A 19398-nucleotide genomic window follows, 5' to 3' on the forward strand; every position below is an offset into this window, starting at 1 on the left:
TGATTCAAATGTATTAAAACTGAAAGTACAGAAATTCTGATACGCGATTGAGTGAGAGTAACGAAAAACTGGCTAATATTCCCACCCATACAGCCCACCACCATCGAGGCTTCAGCTTTTGCAAAATTTGCTGCGTGTTGGGTAAAAAGGTGACACAAAAGGTTAGCCCAATTAACACGAGTAGACTTAAAGCCTTACTGCCATTAACTTGGGGTAAATAAGCTAAATCATTCCATGACTTAAGTTGTAATCCAAACTGGGTTAATATTGACAACTTACCTTGAGCTTCACCGGGTAATGTAACACCGTTGATTCCCACCATTGTTTGGATAAGTTCAACGGCTTCAGGTAGATTGCGAGAGCGAAATAATACCCATCCCATAATGACGGCAATAAAGGTTACAATCCACCCCAATAGCTTGGGTAATGGCATATTCAACTTACGCCACCCATGATTGATGGATAAATACATACCATGCAATCCCCCCCATATTACATAAGTCCAGCCCGCACCATGCCATAACCCACCCAATAACATGGTAATCAAAAGGTTAGTATAGCGGCGTACTTGTCCCCGACGACTACCACCGAGGGGAAGGTAAAGGTAATCCCGCAGGAAATTGGAGAGGGTAATATGCCAACGTCGCCAGAAGTCAATAATTGAGATGGCTTTATAGGGTGAGTTAAAGTTAATGGGTAGGCGGATGTTAAACATTAACCCTAAACCAATTGCCATATCCGAATAGCCAGAGAAATCAAAATAGAGTTGAAAGGTATAACTCAGTGCGCCTACCCAGGCTTCAATAAAGCTGACAGCCTCTGGATTATTAAAGACAGGGGCGACCCAGGGCGAAATATTATCTGCGATTAAGACTTTTTTGGAGAGTCCTAGAGTAAACATGGTTAAGCCGAGCGCCATGTTCTTTTGAGAAAAGATGAAATGCCGCTTTTGGCGAAACTGATTGATGAGTTCGTCATGGCGTAGAATCGGTCCAGCAATTAATTGGGGAAAATAACTGATAAACAAACTGTAGGTTAGCAAGTCGTAGTTCGACTGTTTAGTTTCCCCTCGATAGGCATCAACTAAGTATGCAATTTGAGTAAAGGTGTAAAAGGAAATACCTAGCGGTAAAATAATTGTGGGAATAATCAGATCAGTGTTGAGAATGCCATTGATTGAAGACAGGAAAAAATTCGCATATTTGTAATAGGCAATAATCCCTAAGTTAACGCTAATCCCTAGCCACAGTAAAATCTTGGCTTGTTTTTCCTTCGGTTGAGTATTTTCTATGGCTTTGCCGATTTGGTGATTCAAGACAATCGAAATCAGCAATAGGGGCAAATATGCGATATTCCAGTAGCCATAAAAAATGAAGGAACTGATGGTTAAGCAGAGGGCAGCCAACTTAGTCAATCTAAATCTGGCTAAGCCAAAGAAAACAATTAAAGTAATCGGTAAAAAGACAAAGATAAAAACGTAGGAATTAAATAGCATATTTTATAAATTCTATGATTTTGAGTCAATTAAACTTAACTAATCCTGCAACCTAGGACATATTATTGTAATTTCATGCCTTTAGGTCAAAATATACTTTTAAGTTTTAACTTGACCTTTACTTAATTTAATCAATTTTAGATACTCAATTCCACGAAAATCCTTAACGGCATAAACTTCTTTCCACTTATATCCTTTTTCTGTTAAGAGAAACAACCATAATAGTAATATAGGTTTTACTGGGTGATGCTCCCTTAACAAATAAAATAACCCTACTATAACTGTTACTATCTCAAAATAATAAAGTTGACCAATTTTAGCAGGACTGTGACGGGGTATTGGATCACCGCTGAAAAATAGAAAATCTGGACTGAAGTAAGATAGGTAATATCTAAGAACAGTACCTGGATTGAAAGTAAGCCCAGTGGCGGCAGAACCTGTGGCTCTTGCCATTCCTTCAGGAGAAATCCAGAAGCTGAAAAGGGGAATAAAGCTAAGTAAAAATAATACTAATGCAATTAATGTCTGTTTCCTATTTTCCCATAAATGCCGCCAATAAATAACAAGTAAGCCCATTAGAAAAAGTGGAACAAAAACTCTGGCTGAGCTATAAGTATAAAGACTCAATCCAAAAATCAACCCACTTAGAGGTAGATAGTTATTTTTCCTAAAACTTTTAACAAAAAATAGGAATCCCAAAGAAAATAGTAATGGGATTAAAATTGCTCTGAAAGCAATTCTACTAAATTGAATGTGCCAGGGATTTATCGCTAGTAATAGGGCAGAAAATAAGCCCGTCTGTCTATCAAAGCATTCTTTCACTAAATGGTAAATAACTAGGACTGTCAAAACTCCTATTAAAGCAGCAGGAAATCTAGCCGCAAATTCATTGAGTCCAAATATTTTAATAAAAGGAATCGTAATAAATGCATATAAAGTTTCCCGATAATCATCTAATGCTCTTGAGAACAACGGTAAGAATGTACCATGCTGATCGCGCAAGGTTTTTAGCATTGAATATGAATCATAGGCGTTAGACGCCTCATCACAGAAAAAGCCATTCGGTATAGTTCCAAGAAACAGTAACCTTAGTAATGCAGCAACTGCCAAAATTATTAGTAAATATATAATTGTGAGGTCTTTAGATTGATTCTTTTCTTGCATTTTTTAATTCATTGAATTAGTTTTTATTATTATCAGTTTTGACTAGTATTCTCCAGAACAAGGTTGCTGCCACTGATTTTTATTCTCTAAATTCTGAGTTTCTCCAGGTGGAACCGTCCGTTCTTCGACAAAGTAAATTTCTAAACTTTCTAGTTGTTGGTTTCCCTGATGCTGTTCATTCCAGGTGCGACATAAATACTCAGCATAATAAGGATAAAGTTTATTACCGATCGCGCGATTGAGATTGATGAAGTAGGTACGCCACTGCATATTGGGATACAGGGCATTGCGCTGCTTAATCGTTGGCTTATCCCAATTTACAGATCTCCCATTCCGCAAAAGGTCAACCTCGCTACCATCCTTGAGTTTACCGACAATAACGTGCCAGCCATCATCTCTGGGCGGCGCTGGGGCGAAAATACTCCAGGATTGATCGAGTCGCAAGAGGCGACTAATCCAGTCTAGGGAATTCAGCGTCCTTGACTTCATCACCCGGTCAATTTTGGCACGAACATTGGGATCGAGTGTCTGCTTTAGGGATCGCGCATCAGCTAAACTGCGGAAATTCCAAACGGTAACGTAAGCCAATAACAACAAGGTGACGATGTTTAATAGTCCCGAAGAACGGACTTCCACCGGACGAAATTTTAAGGGGGCGGTGAATTGACCCGCAACTTGACGATTTGAGGCAATTGTCTCATAGAACTTTGTTCCCACCGCCATCAAAGGACGCCAACGGAGAATATAAGCGAGAGGTTTAAAGACCGGAGAAAGACTCACCACATACGCCATCGCTTCCCACTTGAAATGCCTGTTATCCTGCCAGTCTACAACCACCCAGGAGTTTTTTTCCTGCATGTCGGCATAAATTGAGGGGTCATCCTGCGCCGTTTGTAAGGGGGTTTTGGGCAAGATTAAAAAGGTTCGCAACAGATAAACAACCTTTTTACAGAACCCACAGTCGGCATCATAATAAATCCTCAATCCTGCCCGTTCGGGGGTATACACTCGCTTATAAAGGGCATCCCATACCTCAGTTGGGATAAACACCAACCAGACAAATATCCCTAATGCTGGAAACAAGCCGATATGCAGCGTCAAGCCAAACCCAATATGTAACAAGATAAACGTGATAATCGTGGCGCAGCGGAAAAACGTGGTGCGCCAGGGGATAAATAGAAATAGGGGTCCAATCCACTCCAATATTAATGTGGCAACGGTGGAAAACACTAACAGGGGCGGGAAGTTCAGCAAGAATTGACCCAGTGGTGCAGCGTACTGGTCAAAACTTAAGGCATAATAGACGGCGGTGAGTTTGGGAAACCAGATATCGCTGGTTGTTTTAAACGCAGCGGAAAAGGCATAGATGTAATAAATTTGTAAGGTTAGCGCGAATGTAGCCCCGGTGATAATCCGCTTGGGTAACGGCTTACTGGATGAATTTAAGGAACTATCCACCGAGTAACACGCCCCTAGGGGTAAAAACATCATCCAGAACAATAGCGCCCGCATCATGTCATCGGCGGCAAATAATACGGTAGGATTCCGATTTTGTAGGGAAATCAACAACACCCAAGACGCGATCGCAGCTAACCTTGTCCGGTATCCTACCAGTAGGGCGACGGCAATTAACCCCGCCAGCAAAAAGACAACGCCTTGAATAAAGGGTTGACCCCCCAGTAGATGTACAGACCAATACCAGGGATGCAGAATTTCCTCGATCAATGCTGGGCGCGGCAATACCCCCGCATCGCTGTACAGTGTTGTAATATCCTGGGCACGGATGAGCAAATCGGCAATCAGGATAATCGCGACACCGATACGAAACACAGCTAGCGATCGCAAATCAAACCCAAACAAGGGTTCAAGTTTACTCAACCACTTACCTTTCGGTTTCTGCACACTGGACGCCATAAACGGTAGACCTCACGGGATTTTAGGATTTGCCTCAAAAAACGATAATTTCGATACTAAGTCAGTAAAATTCCCCTTAAGTATGAAATATGACGAATGACGAATGACAAATGACAATTAACGAACCGTTTTTCGTCGCCGTTTCCAGAATAGCTGTGCCAATTGTCGCCTTAAATTAACCAACCATTGACCGACCCAATGCTGCAACACCCGCCAGCGATGGCGCAGGGTGGGCAATCGCTGAAGATAGACGAATTGTCTAATCATACCAGCCAAACGACCGCTGATCTTCATGGCAAAACTGGACACTACCGCCTCCCCTTTTCCCAAGGTCAACATTTCGCCTAAATGTAAATAGCGGAACGGCTTTAACCGTTTACGCCTAACCGCCCGATACAGGTTTTTGGCGGCACAATCCGCTTGTTGGTAAGCCACTTGTGCGGTTTTGGGGAGTTGACCTGGATAATCTTGAATTTCTGCCATATCCCCTAGGGCTAAGACTTCTGGATAATCCACAACCTGTAAAGTAGGGTGGGTGAGTATCTTACCTTGAGGATTCTGCTGACAAGGGAGATGGCGTACCCATTCAATTGAACGAGTCCCCACTGTCCATAACACCAGATCAACAGGCATAAGGGTTTTTCCGTTCTGATTAATCAGGGTAATTTGATCCGATTCAATCGCCTCTACGCTAGTTACAAAATCCATTTGTACTTGACGTGCAGTTAAGGCGCGATAGGCGGATTTTTGACTGTAGGGGGTAAAGGTTTTCAGCAATTGCTGACCCCGTTCAATCAGTCTTATCTGTCCCCGTTCCTGCAAGCGATCGCTCAGTTTACAAGCTAACTCTACACCACTCGGTCCTGCACCGATCACCGCGATGCGAATTTGGGGCAAATTCGACTGTTCCAACTGGTTAAGCTGTTGGTTGAGGCGTTCTGCATCAGTAACGGTGCGAAAGGGATAAGCGTAAGTCGCCACACCCGGTACGCCCTCTAAGCGCATCTCGGCACCAACGGCTAAGACTAAATAGTCATAATTTAGGATTTTCAGATTTTGCCCTAATTCTGATAGTGTCTCTAATTGCAGCTTCACTTGGCGTTTTTCGAGATCGACCGACTGAATATTTCCTTGACAAAAGTCAACCGTTGTGTTTTCAATTAAGGTTCGATAACGGGGGGCAATTTCCCAGGCTTGCAGTTCCTGGGTCACCCGTTCATAAAGTAAGGGTGTAAACACTAGATGATCTTTGCGATCGATTAAGGTAATTTTATACTTCGGTGATTTAAACAAGCGAAACCGTTGCAGGTACAAGGCGGTGTAAAGTCCACCAAACCCCCCACCGAGAATACAGATGTGAATCGAGGGTTCATGGTTCATTGTTCATTCCTAAAGTCCAGTTCAGGAATTTCTCTCAGTTGCTTCACCAACTCCCTCGAACGAATTGTCCGAGATTTAGGGGTTAGGTGGTAGTGGGTATCGGCAAATAAATCGGAGTTCGTCTTCATATTTAAAGACTCTGGGTCATAAATTAATGGGGCAATTTTGGCTAACTCCTCTGCCGTTTTTTCCACATTTTCCACGGATTTCTCATCGGTGCGAGCATAAACCCAGGGTAATGATAGAACTAATGTTCCTCCTTTGGCTTCGACTTCCTGACGAAATTGCTCAATCCGTTTAAGTGCATGTTTGGTGATGGGTTTATTAATCGGTAATTCCCACCACTCTCCTGTGCGGCGTTTATCATCTTCTGGGGCGGGATCACCATACGCATTCACTCCATCCGAGTAGTACCCCGTCATCTGTCCTTTTTGGATTACATCTATCGTAGATTTAGTGATACCTCTGAGTGTGGCTGTACCCAGGAGTAGGGTATCTTGAGCCAATTGTTTCGGGGGAATTCCACCTAACCCCGGACGTCCAATCGCCACACCAAATTGAGCCGAGCGATCGCCTAATCCATCTTCTGACCATAAAATGAGATATTCGGGAATCAGTAGCACAATATCTCCGGGACGAACTTGACCAATAATACTGGGAAGAATCACATTCAAACCCACCGGTCCATCGATTCCCAAGTTCAACACCGGAATTCCCAATTTCTCTGACATCAACTCGGAATTAATCGTATAATGCGCCCCTGAACCGCCAGTAATCAGTAACCGTCGCGGCGCTTCCACCTTCTCCTCAGCTAACGCGATTTTGTCTTCGTACATCATCCGGAGCCAGCTTAATTCTCCGCCATAGCGGGCGTTGTAAATATAACCGATTGTCCACGCGATAGCAGCAACTGCAATCCAACTAGTCAGTTTTAATGGTTTCCACATCAGAATTCAAAGTAAATAAACTCAGACGGCTGATTCGCCGCGAATAGGATAGTTAATCCTAATAAAACTCGCGATACCCAAGGTAATAGTAACAATTCATATTCAAACTTCCGTTTTTGCCAAACGGCGAGATGTTCCATAAATAACACGGCATTTGCCAACAACAGCGTGACAATTAAAACCGTGCCTTCGTTGAGGCTGTAGGAACTCAAGAATTCGCCTAAATTCGATAACGAATACGCCCATGGGGTAACAATCGTGCGTAACTTTGCGAGTAATCGCAGAATATTTGTATCCATAAAGAACAGACACCCCAGCGTCACTGAACCAAAGGTTAGCGCCCAGGATATAAACTGAAACCGGGAGACTTTTCCTGCTCCCATCCAGCGTTGAAAAGGTCTACCTGTATATCGCAATAGCAACAGTAACGCCCCGTGATACGCGCCCCAAATAATGAAATTCCACGCCGCACCATGCCAGAATCCGGATAAGGTAAAGGTGATGAATAAAAAGAAAGCGGCTAATTGTTTTTTAGACCCCATTAGGGGCAGAAACACATAGTCGCGAAACCAGTTATTTAGGGTAATGTGCCATCGCCGCCAAAACTCTTGGATACTGACAGAAGTATAGGGTGCCAGAAAGTTCACGGTTAGTTTAACTCCCAATATTCTCGCCACACCCAGCGCCATGAAACTATACCCAGCAAAATCAAAGTAGATTCGCAAGGTAAATAAGTAAGCAAAGAACCAAACAATCCAGGGATTGGCGGTTTCTTGTAAGTTAATGTAGGGGGCGATATTATCGGCTAGCACCAACTTCATAAAGAAGCCCAAGGATAGCCACCGTAATCCCAACTCAAAGTTTTCGGCTGTGAATTTAAACCGAAATGATTGAATTTGGGGTAATAAGTCAGCCCGTCGTTCAATCGGTCCAGCGACAATCTGAGGGAAGAAGGCAATAAAGTTAATGTAATCCAGAAAGGCGATGGGTTTTTTATATTTAGGTCTGAGGGAATCAACCACAAACGCCACCATCTGGAAGGTGTAGAAGGAAACACCAGGGGGAATTTGTTGAAAGATGGGCAAGGGAAAGCCTTGTTCCCAGTTGTTCTTGAATCCCGGTACGACAATGCCAACTACATCTTCAGCAAAAAAGGTTAAGTATTTGAGGTAGGCGAGGATAGCAATATCGGTGATAATTACAATCGCGGCAATTAGCTTGGCACCATTGCCACGACGCCGCAGCATCAGCCGTACCATGAAGTAGTTGAAAACGATTTCAACAATAAAGATGGCGAAACTGGAGCGACTGGCGTTTAAGAACAACATCAGTGACATTACCGCCAACCCGATGGTGTCCAACTCGTCTCGCCACAGCTTTAGTGATTTGCCAACATAGCGAATGGCAAAGAAAGGAATGGCGTAAAGTAGTAGAATCCACCAGAAGGAAAAGTCAGAAAAATTCAATTAACGGCTTCCTCCTTTTTTGTCCTTTGTCATTCGTCATTCGTCATTTGTCATTTGTCATTTAGTCGGGGCGGGTTTAGTTACATCTGGGTGTAACCAAAAAGATAGTAGTGAAACCCGCCCCTACATAATCTCCCTAATCTCCCCCATCTTCCTCAGCTCCCAGACGTAGCATGCTACGTCTCTACCCTCCCAATCCTTTCCAAAATCCACCCCAGCCTTTGCCGGATTTTTCCGATGCTTCGGGCTTCGCTTCTTTAGTCTCAGAGGGGGCGGCGGGTTCGGCGTTGTTTAATGCGGCTGAAACATCGAATTCTTCGACTAGGTATTGAGCCGATTTCTGAATTGTTGGATAATCCCAGAACAAGGTTGAAGGCAATTCCACCTCTAACCAATCTTCGAGTTCACCGACAATGGTTACCGCATCAATAGAGTCAAGCCCATAGCGGGTTAAGGGTTCGGTAACATCAATGTTTTTGGCATCTAGGGATAGTTGTTCTACCAGTTGATTCACCATCCAATTTTGAATAGCTTGGACGGAATCAACAGACTGATTGGTGGTGTCTACGTCACTTTGAACCATAACGTCATTAGGCTTGGAGTTGGAGTTCTGCACTTGCATGGGGTTTTTCCTCTTGTGTGTCAGTTTGGGCGAGTTGAATCGGTACAATGGAAAACATTTTGTTTTCCTGATGCAGCTTCAGCAGGTGTTGTGCCACATTTTCACTGTAAGCTTTCGGGACAATATTGGGCAGCGATCGCCAGGGGCGTAAGCAGCGATAAAGTCCTAAGACTAACCATTCTCCCTTAGCAAAAAAATCATCCAAGATAGTTCGGTTGTAAATCCAGGTGTGAACTGACGCGGCGGCGGCGTGTAAGTCGCAGTATTTTTTCGCCAGTTCAAAGAGTTCGGGATCTTGATCATGACCGTGTTCAAATCCGGAGTTGGCAATGCGTTCATCGAAGGCGTCGAGTTCTTCTAGAACAATGGTAGTTAAGGTGGTAATTTTTTCCAGTACGTCGGCGTCAACATCCGCTTCCATATTCAGCTCCTGAAGCTGTTCCCAGGCAATTTCTAGCCCTTGCAGTACATCATCAGCCCCGCGACCAAATAATCCCAGTTTTTCTGGCTCAAAGGGCGGGACGGATTTTTCTAGGGAAAAAATGGTATCCAGGCGGGATTGAATCCCCTCCATCGTCTTCTGCTTGCGTCTGGAGCGATATTTGGCAATTTGGCGAAACTGGAGAATTAGAGCATGGAGGTTCACCACACTGCTGCCATCAAACATACTGATAATTGAATTATCCCGCAGCAGTTTCTGGAAAATGCCGTAGTCATGCTCATCGCGCATATAGAAGCGGGAACCGAGGACAACGTAAACACTGTTAATCACCTCTTCTAGTTTGATGGTGACGAAGTATTTCACCACCGCCGCCCAAACCGAGAATTGTTCGGGGATGATATGAAACCCTCTGGCTGCACCAATGGTTTCGCAATCACAAACCAACATGTCAATAAAGGCATTGACTAAGGTTTGCCGAGGTTGGGGGATATCAAAAACCGTTTTGTTATAAATAACCCGGTCAACGGCAAAATTGAGCGTGGTTCTCATCGCCGTGTCAGCCGCACCATGAGAAAAAGCGGCGCACAACATCCGGGTAATTTGGAAGCCTTTGAGTGCTAGTTCTAGCCCCGATCCTTCGTCCTTTAACCGCATGTCTTCGGGAATAAAGCAATCCTTAAACCCAATCCCGCTCATATCCGAAGCGCGAATCCCATGGGTGAGGATTTTGGGCAGATGGTAATAGGTAGAGGGGTCAAGTTGCCGTTTGTCAACCATAAATAAGGAGAGACACCGAGCGCCCTCTTCTTCACTGGTTTTGGCTAAAACAAAGGTTACCCCGGAACGGGTGGCGCGGTTAATGGGCCACTTTTCGCCATTGAGGAGATAGCCGCCCTCGACTTTTTTCGCCGTTACATCACCGCCAATCAAATCACTCCCATGCGCCCGTTCGGAATAGGCAAGACACATTGTCCCCTTTTCCTCGCGGATAAACTGGGATAGTTTCTTTTTCTGGTCATCTGTCCCCGCCATCCAGGTAAGGAATGACCAGAACATGGTGGTGAATGCGATCGCGATCGTTTGATCTCGCCGCGACATCACCCGGACAAAGGCGACGAATTCCTCAAAGGAGGTAAACTTGCCACCACAGTTTTCTGGCACATAGTAATCTTGCAGTTTCCACTTATAAAGCCAATCCACTTCAGCTTCGGGAAACTCTTCGCTCTCATCCAGTTCCATCACCCGTTTGAAGGACATCGTACTCTCTGGATGACCCGGATCTCCCAAATCCCGTTCTAGCGCTTCTGCTATTTGATACTGTTTCAGTTGATGCATTTCTCTGTAGCCTCTGTGTTTTTTCGTAGGGGCGGGTTTTACGATTATCGTTACTTGTCACCCTGATGTTCCTAAACCCGCCCCAAGATGGTGCCATCAATCTTTAATCAATCACCAATCCCCAATCACCAACCCTAAGACTTGGGAACTTGTAATTGCTGCGCCAACGCATCGACTTCTCCCTGGAGAGTGCGGAACTTGCTCGTCAGTTTCGGATTTTCGCTCCAATCCGCGATCACACCCAGTTCTCCATTCAGGAACTTGGTTCTCGCCGCACGGCGCTGAATTTTACCACTTGAGGTTTTCTCAATCGTTCCCGGTTGAACTAAGACAACCGCATACGCCGGGATTTCGTGTTCTTCAGCAATAGCTTGGCGAATATCCCCAAGTACTTGTTCAAAGTTGACATCTTGAGTTCGACGTTCAACCTCCTGCAACGTAATCAATCGTTCCTCACCGCCAGCCTCGATCGAAAATGCCGCCCCATAATCCGGACGCAAGGCGGAGTGAACCGCTTGTACTGTCCATTCAATATCTTGCGGATAATGATTCGTCCCTCGGATAATAATTAGGTCTTTAATCCGACCCGTAATAAACAGTTCACCATCCCGCAAAAATCCTAAATCCCCGGTTCGCAAGAATGGACCATCGCCAGTATCTGTCAGATAAGCCTGAAAGGTTTCTTTTGTCGCCTCTGGACGTTGCCAATACCCTTGGGCAACACTGGGGTCTTTCACCCAAATTTCCCCCACTTCATCAGGGTCACATTGGGTCAATGCATCAGGATTAGCGATAACCACTTGAGTCTCACACACCAGACGCCCACAACTGGGTAACATCCTCACCCCCTCTTGGGGGCTGGATACGGGAACAATCCGATTTTTTTCTAAGGCGGACGCATCCAGGATACAGAGAACGGGCGGGGTTAGTAATGGCTTACTGGATACCAGCAGGGTATCTTCTGCTAGTCCATACGCTGGGGCGAAGGCATTCCAGCGAAACCCGCATTGTTCAAAGGTTTCAAAGAATGCCTGCATCACTTTCGGGTTGATCGGTTCCGCCGCATTTCCCGCCGCTTGCCAACTGCTCAAATCCAGTTTTGCCAGTTGTTTTGGTTTTGCCCGCCGCACGCACAAGTCGTAAGCAAAGTTCGGCGCTTGGCTATGGGTTGCCCGATAATGAGAAATTGCCTCTAACCAGCGCATCGGTTGCTTAATAAAGGAGAAGGGCGACATCACATAACAGGGCGTACCGTTATAGAGGGGTTGGATCATGCCTTGAACTAACCCGTAATCGTGGAAGTAGGGCATCCAAGTCACGGTGGCGCTATCGGCATTGTAGCCGCAGGCTTCATTCAGAGAGCCGGAATGGAACATCAGGTTATGGTGACTCAGCATTACGCCCTTGGGTGTAGAGGTAGACCCTGATGTGTACTGAAGATACGCCAGATCATCCCGACTTGCTTGGGGATCTTGCCATGCGTCAGCCAGATTCAGATCCACCTTTTCTGTATCCAGCCATTGCATTTGGTCAAATTCCGGAAAATCTTCCCGTCCATTCTCCAACAGAGACAGAATTCGACCTGTAGTTAAACAAATCGAGGCTTGAGCATCCTGAACAATCGATCGCAGTCTGGGTAACGTGCGCTTCATCCGTCCCCCATCGGGAGGCGGTACCGGAATCGCGATAATTCCCCCATACAAACAGCCACAAAACGCAGCAATCACCTCTAATCCTTGGGGATAGAGGAGTAACGCCCGTTCACCTTGGCTACTATGCTGTTGCAGCCAAGCGCCAATCGCCCGGGCTAAACGGTCAAGTTCCGTGTATGTGAGTTCGGGTCCGTCTGGCTTGCCATCAACGAGAAACTTATAGGCTAATTTATCTGAGTGATGTAGCGCCCTCCAGCGCAGCAATTCTGTCAGTGTCGAAAATTCAGCTAGGGAAACTGTAGAACTAGCAGGGTTTTGAACCATCTTTGATATAACCTTATCTAAGCAGTTGGCTGGGGCTAAGTCTAAGACCTTGTCGCCGCGATCGCTCCATCCATTCGTAGTCGGTGTTTGATTCGCCACCTTAGCTCAGCTACCCCGATCCGCACGCACATTTAACTCATCTTAAAAATTGATAACAAAACGTGACATAATTATTCTTCTTCCAGTGCTTTAGATCATTATGGCTTAATATTTATGAATGATACTAATTCTCTATAAAGTTTTGGTAAAGTTTTTATCGTCATTCGTCATTCGTCATTTGTAAATTCTCCCCTATCTCCCCTATCTCCCCTATCTCCCCTATCTCCCCTATCTCCCCTATCTCCCTGATCTTCCCCATCTCCCTCTGCCCCCTTTCACCTTACCTCAACGAATGAATGCCAATCTCCTGCAAACCCCCCATAGCGGCTATCACTGGGATGGAAGTAGTTCTCGCTTCTTTGAAGGGTGGTACTATCGAGTCACCTTACCCGATTGGGGTCAGACCTTTGGCTTCATGTATTCCATTGAAGATCCCATTGGCGGTCAACCCCACAGTGGTGGCTCGGCTCAAGTTTTGGGTCCTGAGGATGGCTACCTCTGCCGTACTTTTCCAGATGTTGAGCAATTTTGGGCATCTCCCCCATCATTAGCCCTAGGACATTGGGGCAAAACGGACTTAGCCATGCCCGCCAAATATCTAGATCCCCTAACCTTTGACCATCACATCCAGCAAGGGTATCAAGCCACCGCCACCTGGAATCAAGGTAAAATTAGTGATCCCGCTACTGGGGAGTACTGTCATTGGCGCTATCAAATTGAACCTGTCTATGGTTGGGCGAGTCGCGATGAGCCTCAGCAATCCACAGCCGGCTGGTTATCGTCCTTTCAGATATTTGAACCCGGTTGGCAGATTTTAATGGCTCACGGCTGGGCGACGGGTTGGATTGAATGGAATGGTCAACGCTACGAGTTTACCAATGCTCCGGCTTACGGCGAAAAAAACTGGGGATGTTCCTTTCCGCAAAAGTGGTTTTGGCTCAATTGCAACAGTTTTGATAATGAACCCGACTTAGCACTCACGGCGGGGGGCGGTAGGCGAGGAGTGCTGTGGTGGATGGAATCCGCCGCATTAATTGGTATCCACTATCACGGCAAATTTTATGAATTCGTTCCCTGGAATTCAGAGGTACGCTGGCAGATTCAGCCCTGGGGAGGCTGGCAAATGCAAGCCCGCAATGCTGACTATGAGGTTGAGTTGACGAGTACAACCAATCGACCCGGTACTCCCCTACGCGCCCCAACAGAACAGGGGTTAATCTTTATTTGCCGCGATACCATGCAGGGTGAGCTGACGCTGGAATTGCGATCGCGACATGGGAGAACCACGAAAACGATTCTCAACGCCCATAGCTCACTTTGCGGATTAGAAGTGGGTGGAGAACCTTGGGATGAGGCGTGGATAGGTGAGGCGAAATTGCCCTGGATTTCCTGAGCAGGGGGAGCTGGGGGAGCTGGGGGAGCGGAGGGAGCGGAGGGAGCTGGGGGAGACGTGCCATGGCACGTCTGTGTGTAGGGGCGGGTTTAGGGACTAATATTGATTGTTATCCCTAGCTTAGCTGCAAAACCCGCCCCGACCAAATGACTAGAGAGAAAGGATTGGGTATAATAGTTGAGTTGAAATGGGGCTGTGGCTCAGATGGATAGAGCAAGCGCCTCCTGAAAAATCGGGCACCGCCAGGGAAACCTGACGAGTGAATGTAGTCAAATTCAAGGAAGCCTAAGTCTGATCCCAGATACGGTAATCTTGAGCCAAGCCGATTCGTTTGAGTTTAAGTCAATCTGGCAAAACTCCACTCTAAAAAGGAATCGGAAGGTGCAGAGACTGGTTTAAGGACATCAATAAAAGATGGACTACAATGTCTCATCGAAAGTAGAGCAACGCGGTATTCTGGCTGGACTGTTATTAGGTGATGGAAAAAGAAATCAACAAAATTTCTTTATCCAGAATTCATCCAAGCATGAGGAGTATCTCTTATTTAAAAAAGAGCTTCTCGAACAAATAACTGGTAAATCAGTCAGTCTCCGACGCTGGAGTACAACAAAGGGCTATGACCAAATTCGCCTAGACCCCAAGTTGATTCCCCTGACACGGGTCTTAGTTAAGAAGCTTTATCAAGCGGGAACGAAAACAATCACGCGAACGTTCCTGAATGTCTTAACCCCCCAGGGAATAGCGATTTGGTTTATGGATGATGGGTCTAAGTCCTTCCCAAAAAAAGACGGAAAGGTTCACGCTTTAACGCTTAAGCTGAATACTTATCTCTCTAAAGAACAAAATGAGATCATTGTTGCTTATTTTGCCGAGGTTTGGGGATTTAAGTGGGGGTTAAGTAAAGCCAAAGGACTTTATCGTCTGCGAATGGGAACGAAGGAAGGAAAACGGTTTTTAGCGTTCATTCGTCCTTACATCCACGACAGTATGCTCTATAAAATACAAACGTCCTTAAACAGAACGGCTACCACCTAAAGGCGACAAGCCAAAGGTGAAGGGATAGTCCAGAGAGTGAGGAAACTCACACCAATCTGAAGCGCTAGGTCGCCGGTTCGAATCCGGCCAGTCCCGTCATTAATAGAATATCAGTAGACCGAAAAGTTTTCGGCTGAGATTGCTCCAGGAGCATGTAGAGACGTGCCATGGCGCGTCTGGAAGTTGGAGAGTATCAAAATCTGTACGGACTAACAGAGGGTTAGAGTGGAAAGTTTTGAGGGGATCGTAGAACTTTTCCAGTAATGGATTGCATTGCGGTTAAGCGTACCTTTAGACTGGTATCTTGCTATGTTGGGGGATTTCCAGGTTCCGCCTAAAAGAGCGCTCCTCCTTGATACCACCTGATTCATCTGTTTATTCATGCTTTTGAGGATTTCTGTGCGTCAACGGCGATACTTGTTTTCGCGATCGCGGCGCTCTAAGGTTAGATTATTATCCTGGCTGATGCCGATTTTGGCGGTTTCGCTATTCTGTGGCTATAAGCAAATTCAAAGTTATTTGATCCAGCCGGAAGCTATTTTGGTTTTAGGGGGAGAAGAAGAACGAGAACTGTTTGCGGCGGATTTCGCCCAGCAGCATCCGGATCTCCATATCTGGGTATCTTCCGGTAGTCCATCCTGGTACACCGAAAAGGTATTCGCCAAAGCCGGAATTTCCCGTAACCGCCTCCATATTGATCGCCGCGCTACCGATACGGTGACAAATTTTACGACGTTGGTGGATGAGTTGAAAGCCCAAGGTATCGATGGCGTCTATTTGATTACAGCGGACGATCACATGCTGCGGGCGCAGGTAATTGGTGAAATTGTATTTGGCAGTCGCGGGATCTTGATTAAACCTGTCCCGGTGTCGTTAGGACGTAATCCGGAACCGATTGAGAAATCCCTGCGGGATGGTGCAAGAGCGTTATTGTGGGTGACGACTGGACATACTGGCGCTACTCTGGGTCAGACATCCAATTTCCTGAAAAAATAGAACTTATGAGAGTTCATTTATCGGTGAGGAGGGCGGGTTTTGTTGTTCCGTTGTTCCGTTGTTCCGTTGTTCCGTTAGTGGTGAGGAGGGCGGGTTTTGTTGTTCCGTTAGTGGTGAGGAGGGCGGGTTTTGTTGTTCCGTTATTTCAACAATAGCTGACCTTAGTCCCTAAACCCGCCCCTACAGTCCCTAAACCCGCCCCTACAGTCCCTAAACCCGCCCCTACAGTCCCTAAACCCGCCCCTACAGTCCCTAAACCCGCCCCTACAATGGCTTGGTACAGACGTTCTATGACACGTCTGGAACATAACCGTTTATTGAGGTTGAACCCAGCAATGTTTTAGGCGGCGAGTTCTTTCACTAAAACATAGGGTTGTACAATCAAAGCTTGAAAACGTTTACTTTGATCGCTATTCCAATCGACTAATTGATTAGCAAACGGTTTGTGAAGCTGTTGGTGACTAATCCAAGACTGAACAGACAAGGTATCGTCATTCGCGATCGCGACTCCAACATCAAGTATATCTAACTCTGGCTTCACCACGATCACCACATCTCGTTTAGCGTGAGGAACCAGCCAATCCCAGGCGGCTTCATCGACAGATTGGGCGAGTTCAGCTTTTAAATCTTGCATGAGTTATCGAAGGACATAAACAAAGGACGAATGACGAATGACTAATGACTAATAGACATCGCCGCATCCAAATGTTTTAATAATGTACCTTGAGGTAAAGACCCTTGTAAATGACTCCAAGGCAGTATTTGCTCTGTTGACCAATTATCATGTACATAAAAATCCAATTCTGGCAACTTGCCTTTTAACTGCTTGAACGCCCGCCGAAAACTTCCCACGGAGTCGCCATAATGCCGCGTTAATTCCAATAACTCTGACAATCGGCGATCGCCTCTGGATATTAATGCCTGAATTACTGACCAGTTATAGCTTTCCGGGCGAAAGTCAATCCCCTGCGATCGCAAGGTTTTCTGCAAATACTTTAACCGCTTCTGGGCGGCGGGATTCACGCCAAACCATTGAAAGGGGGTATGGGCTTTGGGAACAAAGGTACTGCATCCCAGAGTTAAGCGCAAACCTGGGGCGGCTTTTTTGATCGCCTGCATCATGGCTACGGTTTGTTCCACATCGGACATTTCTTCGCCGGGAACACCTACCATCCCATACAGCTTGAGTGCCTTTAATCCCCCAGCCTTGGCGTTAATTGCCGCTTGGATGATCTCCTGATTATGCAATTTCTTATTAATAATTTGCCGTAATCGTTCCGAACCACTTTCCACGGCAATGGTAATCGATCGCGTGTCTCGTTTCGATAAGGTTTCGGCTAGCTTGGGCGTGACGGTATTAGTTCGCACGGAAGCAATACTCAAGCGGACATCATCATAGTCCGGTTTTGCCAGATAATCCAGCAAGACTTCAAACTCTGGATGTTGAGTCACCGACGCCCCCAGTAAGCCAATCCGCTTAGTTACCCTTAATCCGCGTTCAATCGCTGGAATCAAAGAATCGGTTGCACTCGGCGTGCGAAAGGGCAAGGTTAAATAACTAGCTAAACAGAAACGGCACATTTCTGGGCAACTGCGTACCACTTCCACCATGTAAATATTTTCCCAAGCGGCTTTTTCGGTAACAACGGTGGAGGCGGATAAGGTATTACCGCGATAGGTTTGCTTGGTGACGGTGGCGGGAATCTGGGAATCAACTGGTTGAATGGATGCGATCGCGCCTGTTTGATCCTGATAGGTTACGGTATACAGACTGGGAACATATATCCCTGGAACTTGGGCTAAATGCCGCAATTTTTCGGTTCTATCAGCGTGGCGAACCTGTTTATAAGCGTCAATGAAATCCCCTAATAGGGTTTCCCCATCCCCTAACAAAATCACATCAAAGAAATCAGCAAAGGGTTCAGGGTTGGCGGTTAGTACGGGTCCGCCACCAAACACGAGGGGATGGTGATCATCCCGTGGCGCGGATCGTACCGGAATCTCTAAGGATTCTAGCAGGGTCAATATGTTGACATAATCGAGTTCCCATGATACAGAGAAACCGAGTAATTCGGCTTGTCTGGGCAACGGTTCATGGCAATCGGTAAACAAGCGACTCACCTGAAGGTCAGATCGCTCGGCTAGGGTTGCCCAAACCACCTGATAACCTAAGCTGGTGATACCTACGGTGTAGTCATTGGGGAAGGCAAAGATGGTGGGAATAGCATCGATTTCTGGGGTAGTGGGTGTAAAGAGTAGGCGTTCAGCGGTAAAGGCAGAAGCAGTCACAAGCAGCGTTTTGTGGCAATGAGGTTTGTGCCTTTCTATTGTAAGAATCTGGCACACTGATTTCACGGATTTTTGGAGAGGGTAAGGGTGGGGCGTTGGGGGGTTAATAGCACTGATTTCACAGAAACGTTAGTTCTGGGGAGGCAAAAGAGAAAAAGATGATTGTGGGGAAATTAGTTAGTTGTCTGTGTGAATCTGTGTCCCTCACGATTCAATGTTCTGTCTGTGCCATTTCCTTATCTGTGTACTCTGTGTTTTTGAAGTGATGAGTAAGCTGTTCGGCATTTAAACCTTAATATCAATAAGTACCTAAGAAATTAGCCAAAGTCAAGCCTCTATCGTAATAAATGGGTAAAAATAGAAGTGCGATCGCTGTAGGGTGTGAAAACGCAAGTGTAACGCACTATCCCAACCGAAAACGGTGCGTTACGGCGATAAAATCCTCAATTTTTTAACTAAACCCAAGCCAGCGCCTAACGCACCCTACGGGATAAATAATTCATGCGATCGCGCTAGGGTTGGGTTAACGAGAAAGAGTGAAATCACCCCAATGATCGCCTCTGTCGGAACTTGCCCTAATCCCAGTATCCCTGGGTACGGTGGGATTTTTCCAATAGTTGAGATACAATTTGAGCGCTGGAGTGACTTAAACCGCTTAAAAACAAAAAATGATAACCATTGGCAGACAAAATCGATTGCACGCCTGGGACACCTCAGCGCCAACGAAAGCGATGCTAGGATGACGCTAGATTGCCAAGTCTTACGCATCGGGATTTTACTGAGAAGGAAGCTTGGCTTCATCCATCCGGCAAATTTTGATCCCAAGCCCTAAAATAAGCAAAAGG

At 45.9% G+C, this 19398-nt stretch carries 15 protein-coding genes; 4 read left to right on the top strand and 11 right to left on the bottom strand.

Going from position 1 to position 19398, the window contains the following annotated elements; all coding sequences use genetic code 11:
• Window positions 1-13: 13 nt before the first annotated feature.
• The 9 genes from RIB93_RS31145 to RIB93_RS31185 all read right to left on the bottom strand — a co-directional run bounded on the left by RIB93_RS31145 (window position 14) and on the right by RIB93_RS31185 (window position 12741).
• On the bottom strand, window positions 14-1495 hold the full coding sequence (locus RIB93_RS31145) for an MBOAT family O-acyltransferase (protein ID WP_446378947.1): 1482 nt from the start codon (window positions 1493-1495) through the stop codon (window positions 14-16).
• Window positions 1496-1594: 99 nt separating this feature from the next.
• Window positions 1595-2659, bottom strand: a complete 1065-nt coding sequence (locus tag RIB93_RS31150; protein WP_446378949.1) for an ArnT family glycosyltransferase — start codon at window positions 2657-2659, stop codon at window positions 1595-1597.
• Between the two features lie 42 nt (window positions 2660-2701).
• On the bottom strand, window positions 2702-4573 hold the full coding sequence (locus RIB93_RS31155) for a DCC1-like thiol-disulfide oxidoreductase family protein (RefSeq protein ID WP_446378951.1): 1872 nt from the start codon (window positions 4571-4573) through the stop codon (window positions 2702-2704).
• Window positions 4574-4690: 117 nt separating this feature from the next.
• Window positions 4691-5953 carry an NAD(P)/FAD-dependent oxidoreductase gene (locus tag RIB93_RS31160; protein ID WP_446378953.1) on the bottom strand — a complete coding sequence of 421 codons (1263 nt, stop codon included), beginning with the start codon at window positions 5951-5953 and terminating at the stop codon, window positions 4691-4693.
• Window positions 5950-6900 carry a hypothetical protein gene (locus tag RIB93_RS31165; protein WP_446378955.1) on the bottom strand — a complete coding sequence of 317 codons (951 nt, stop codon included), beginning with the start codon at window positions 6898-6900 and terminating at the stop codon, window positions 5950-5952. The genes RIB93_RS31160 and RIB93_RS31165 overlap by 4 nt, the downstream gene beginning before the upstream one ends.
• Window positions 6900-8366, bottom strand: coding sequence for an MBOAT family O-acyltransferase (locus RIB93_RS31170; RefSeq protein WP_446378957.1), 1467 nt, complete (start codon window positions 8364-8366; stop codon window positions 6900-6902). Before RIB93_RS31170 ends, RIB93_RS31165 begins: the two co-directional genes overlap by 1 nt.
• Window positions 8367-8550: 184 nt before the next feature.
• On the bottom strand, window positions 8551-8949 hold the full coding sequence (locus RIB93_RS31175) for an acyl carrier protein (RefSeq protein WP_446378959.1): 399 nt from the start codon (window positions 8947-8949) through the stop codon (window positions 8551-8553).
• 7 nt (window positions 8950-8956) lie between these two features.
• Window positions 8957-10765, bottom strand: coding sequence for an acyl-CoA dehydrogenase (locus RIB93_RS31180; protein WP_446378961.1), 1809 nt, complete (start codon window positions 10763-10765; stop codon window positions 8957-8959).
• A 134-nt stretch (window positions 10766-10899) separates the two neighbouring features.
• Window positions 10900-12741, bottom strand: coding sequence for a fatty acyl-AMP ligase (locus RIB93_RS31185; RefSeq protein ID WP_446379000.1), 1842 nt, complete (start codon window positions 12739-12741; stop codon window positions 10900-10902).
• A 391-nt stretch (window positions 12742-13132) separates the two neighbouring features.
• Between RIB93_RS31185 and RIB93_RS31190 the strand changes: the two genes are divergently transcribed.
• The 3 genes from RIB93_RS31190 to RIB93_RS31200 all read left to right on the top strand — a co-directional run bounded on the left by RIB93_RS31190 (window position 13133) and on the right by RIB93_RS31200 (window position 16264).
• Window positions 13133-14233 carry a tocopherol cyclase family protein gene (locus RIB93_RS31190; protein WP_446378963.1) on the top strand — a complete coding sequence of 367 codons (1101 nt, stop codon included), beginning with the start codon at window positions 13133-13135 and terminating at the stop codon, window positions 14231-14233.
• Window positions 14234-14647: 414 nt separating this feature from the next.
• Window positions 14648-15268, top strand: coding sequence for an LAGLIDADG endonuclease (locus RIB93_RS31195; protein ID WP_446378965.1), 621 nt, complete (start codon window positions 14648-14650; stop codon window positions 15266-15268).
• Between the two features lie 381 nt (window positions 15269-15649).
• The gene (locus tag RIB93_RS31200; RefSeq protein ID WP_446378967.1) at window positions 15650-16264 is read left to right on the top strand and encodes a YdcF family protein; all 615 of its coding nucleotides are present in this window, start codon (window positions 15650-15652) and stop codon (window positions 16262-16264) included.
• 340 nt (window positions 16265-16604) lie between these two features.
• Here RIB93_RS31200 and RIB93_RS31205 read toward each other — a convergent pair whose 3' ends face one another.
• Both RIB93_RS31205 and RIB93_RS31210 read right to left on the bottom strand, forming a co-directional pair.
• Window positions 16605-16898 (bottom strand): DUF2288 domain-containing protein, encoded by a 294-nt coding sequence (locus tag RIB93_RS31205; RefSeq protein WP_446378969.1) that lies wholly within the window; start codon window positions 16896-16898, stop codon window positions 16605-16607.
• 41 nt (window positions 16899-16939) lie between these two features.
• A complete protein-coding gene (locus tag RIB93_RS31210; RefSeq protein ID WP_446378971.1) occupies window positions 16940-18553 on the bottom strand; it encodes a B12-binding domain-containing radical SAM protein in 1614 nt (537 codons plus the stop codon).
• A gap of 550 nt (window positions 18554-19103) precedes the next feature.
• On the opposite strand from RIB93_RS31210, the gene RIB93_RS31215 reads away from it, so the two are divergent.
• Complete coding sequence (locus RIB93_RS31215) at window positions 19104-19385, top strand: hypothetical protein (RefSeq protein ID WP_446378973.1); 282 nt, start codon at window positions 19104-19106, stop codon at window positions 19383-19385.
• The last annotated feature ends 13 nt before the right edge of the window (window positions 19386-19398 follow it).

This window comes from Coleofasciculus sp. D1-CHI-01, assembly GCF_040218875.1.
Lineage (GTDB): Bacteria > Cyanobacteriota > Cyanobacteriia > Cyanobacteriales > Coleofasciculaceae > Coleofasciculus.

Excerpts from the sequence above, each read along its gene's own strand:
- RIB93_RS31145 (WP_446378947.1), bottom strand. The coding sequence starts at position 1,495 with ATGCTATTTAATTCCTACGTTTTTATCTTTGTCTTTTTACCGATTACT.
- RIB93_RS31190 (WP_446378963.1), top strand. The coding sequence starts at position 13,133 with ATGAATGCCAATCTCCTGCAAACCCCCCATAGCGGCTATCACTGGGAT.
- RIB93_RS31205 (WP_446378969.1), bottom strand. The coding sequence starts at position 16,898 with ATGCAAGATTTAAAAGCTGAACTCGCCCAATCTGTCGATGAAGCCGCC.
- RIB93_RS31215 (WP_446378973.1), top strand. The coding sequence starts at position 19,104 with ATGATCGCCTCTGTCGGAACTTGCCCTAATCCCAGTATCCCTGGGTAC.
- RIB93_RS31155 (WP_446378951.1), bottom strand. The coding sequence starts at position 4,573 with ATGGCGTCCAGTGTGCAGAAACCGAAAGGTAAGTGGTTGAGTAAACTT.
- RIB93_RS31165 (WP_446378955.1), bottom strand. The coding sequence starts at position 6,900 with ATGTGGAAACCATTAAAACTGACTAGTTGGATTGCAGTTGCTGCTATC.
- RIB93_RS31195 (WP_446378965.1), top strand. The coding sequence starts at position 14,648 with ATGGACTACAATGTCTCATCGAAAGTAGAGCAACGCGGTATTCTGGCT.
- RIB93_RS31200 (WP_446378967.1), top strand. The coding sequence starts at position 15,650 with ATGCTTTTGAGGATTTCTGTGCGTCAACGGCGATACTTGTTTTCGCGA.
- RIB93_RS31185 (WP_446379000.1), bottom strand. The coding sequence starts at position 12,741 with ATGGTTCAAAACCCTGCTAGTTCTACAGTTTCCCTAGCTGAATTTTCG.
- RIB93_RS31180 (WP_446378961.1), bottom strand. The coding sequence starts at position 10,765 with ATGCATCAACTGAAACAGTATCAAATAGCAGAAGCGCTAGAACGGGAT.
- RIB93_RS31160 (WP_446378953.1), bottom strand. The coding sequence starts at position 5,953 with ATGAACCATGAACCCTCGATTCACATCTGTATTCTCGGTGGGGGGTTT.
- RIB93_RS31175 (WP_446378959.1), bottom strand. The coding sequence starts at position 8,949 with ATGGTTCAAAGTGACGTAGACACCACCAATCAGTCTGTTGATTCCGTC.
- RIB93_RS31150 (WP_446378949.1), bottom strand. The coding sequence starts at position 2,659 with ATGCAAGAAAAGAATCAATCTAAAGACCTCACAATTATATATTTACTA.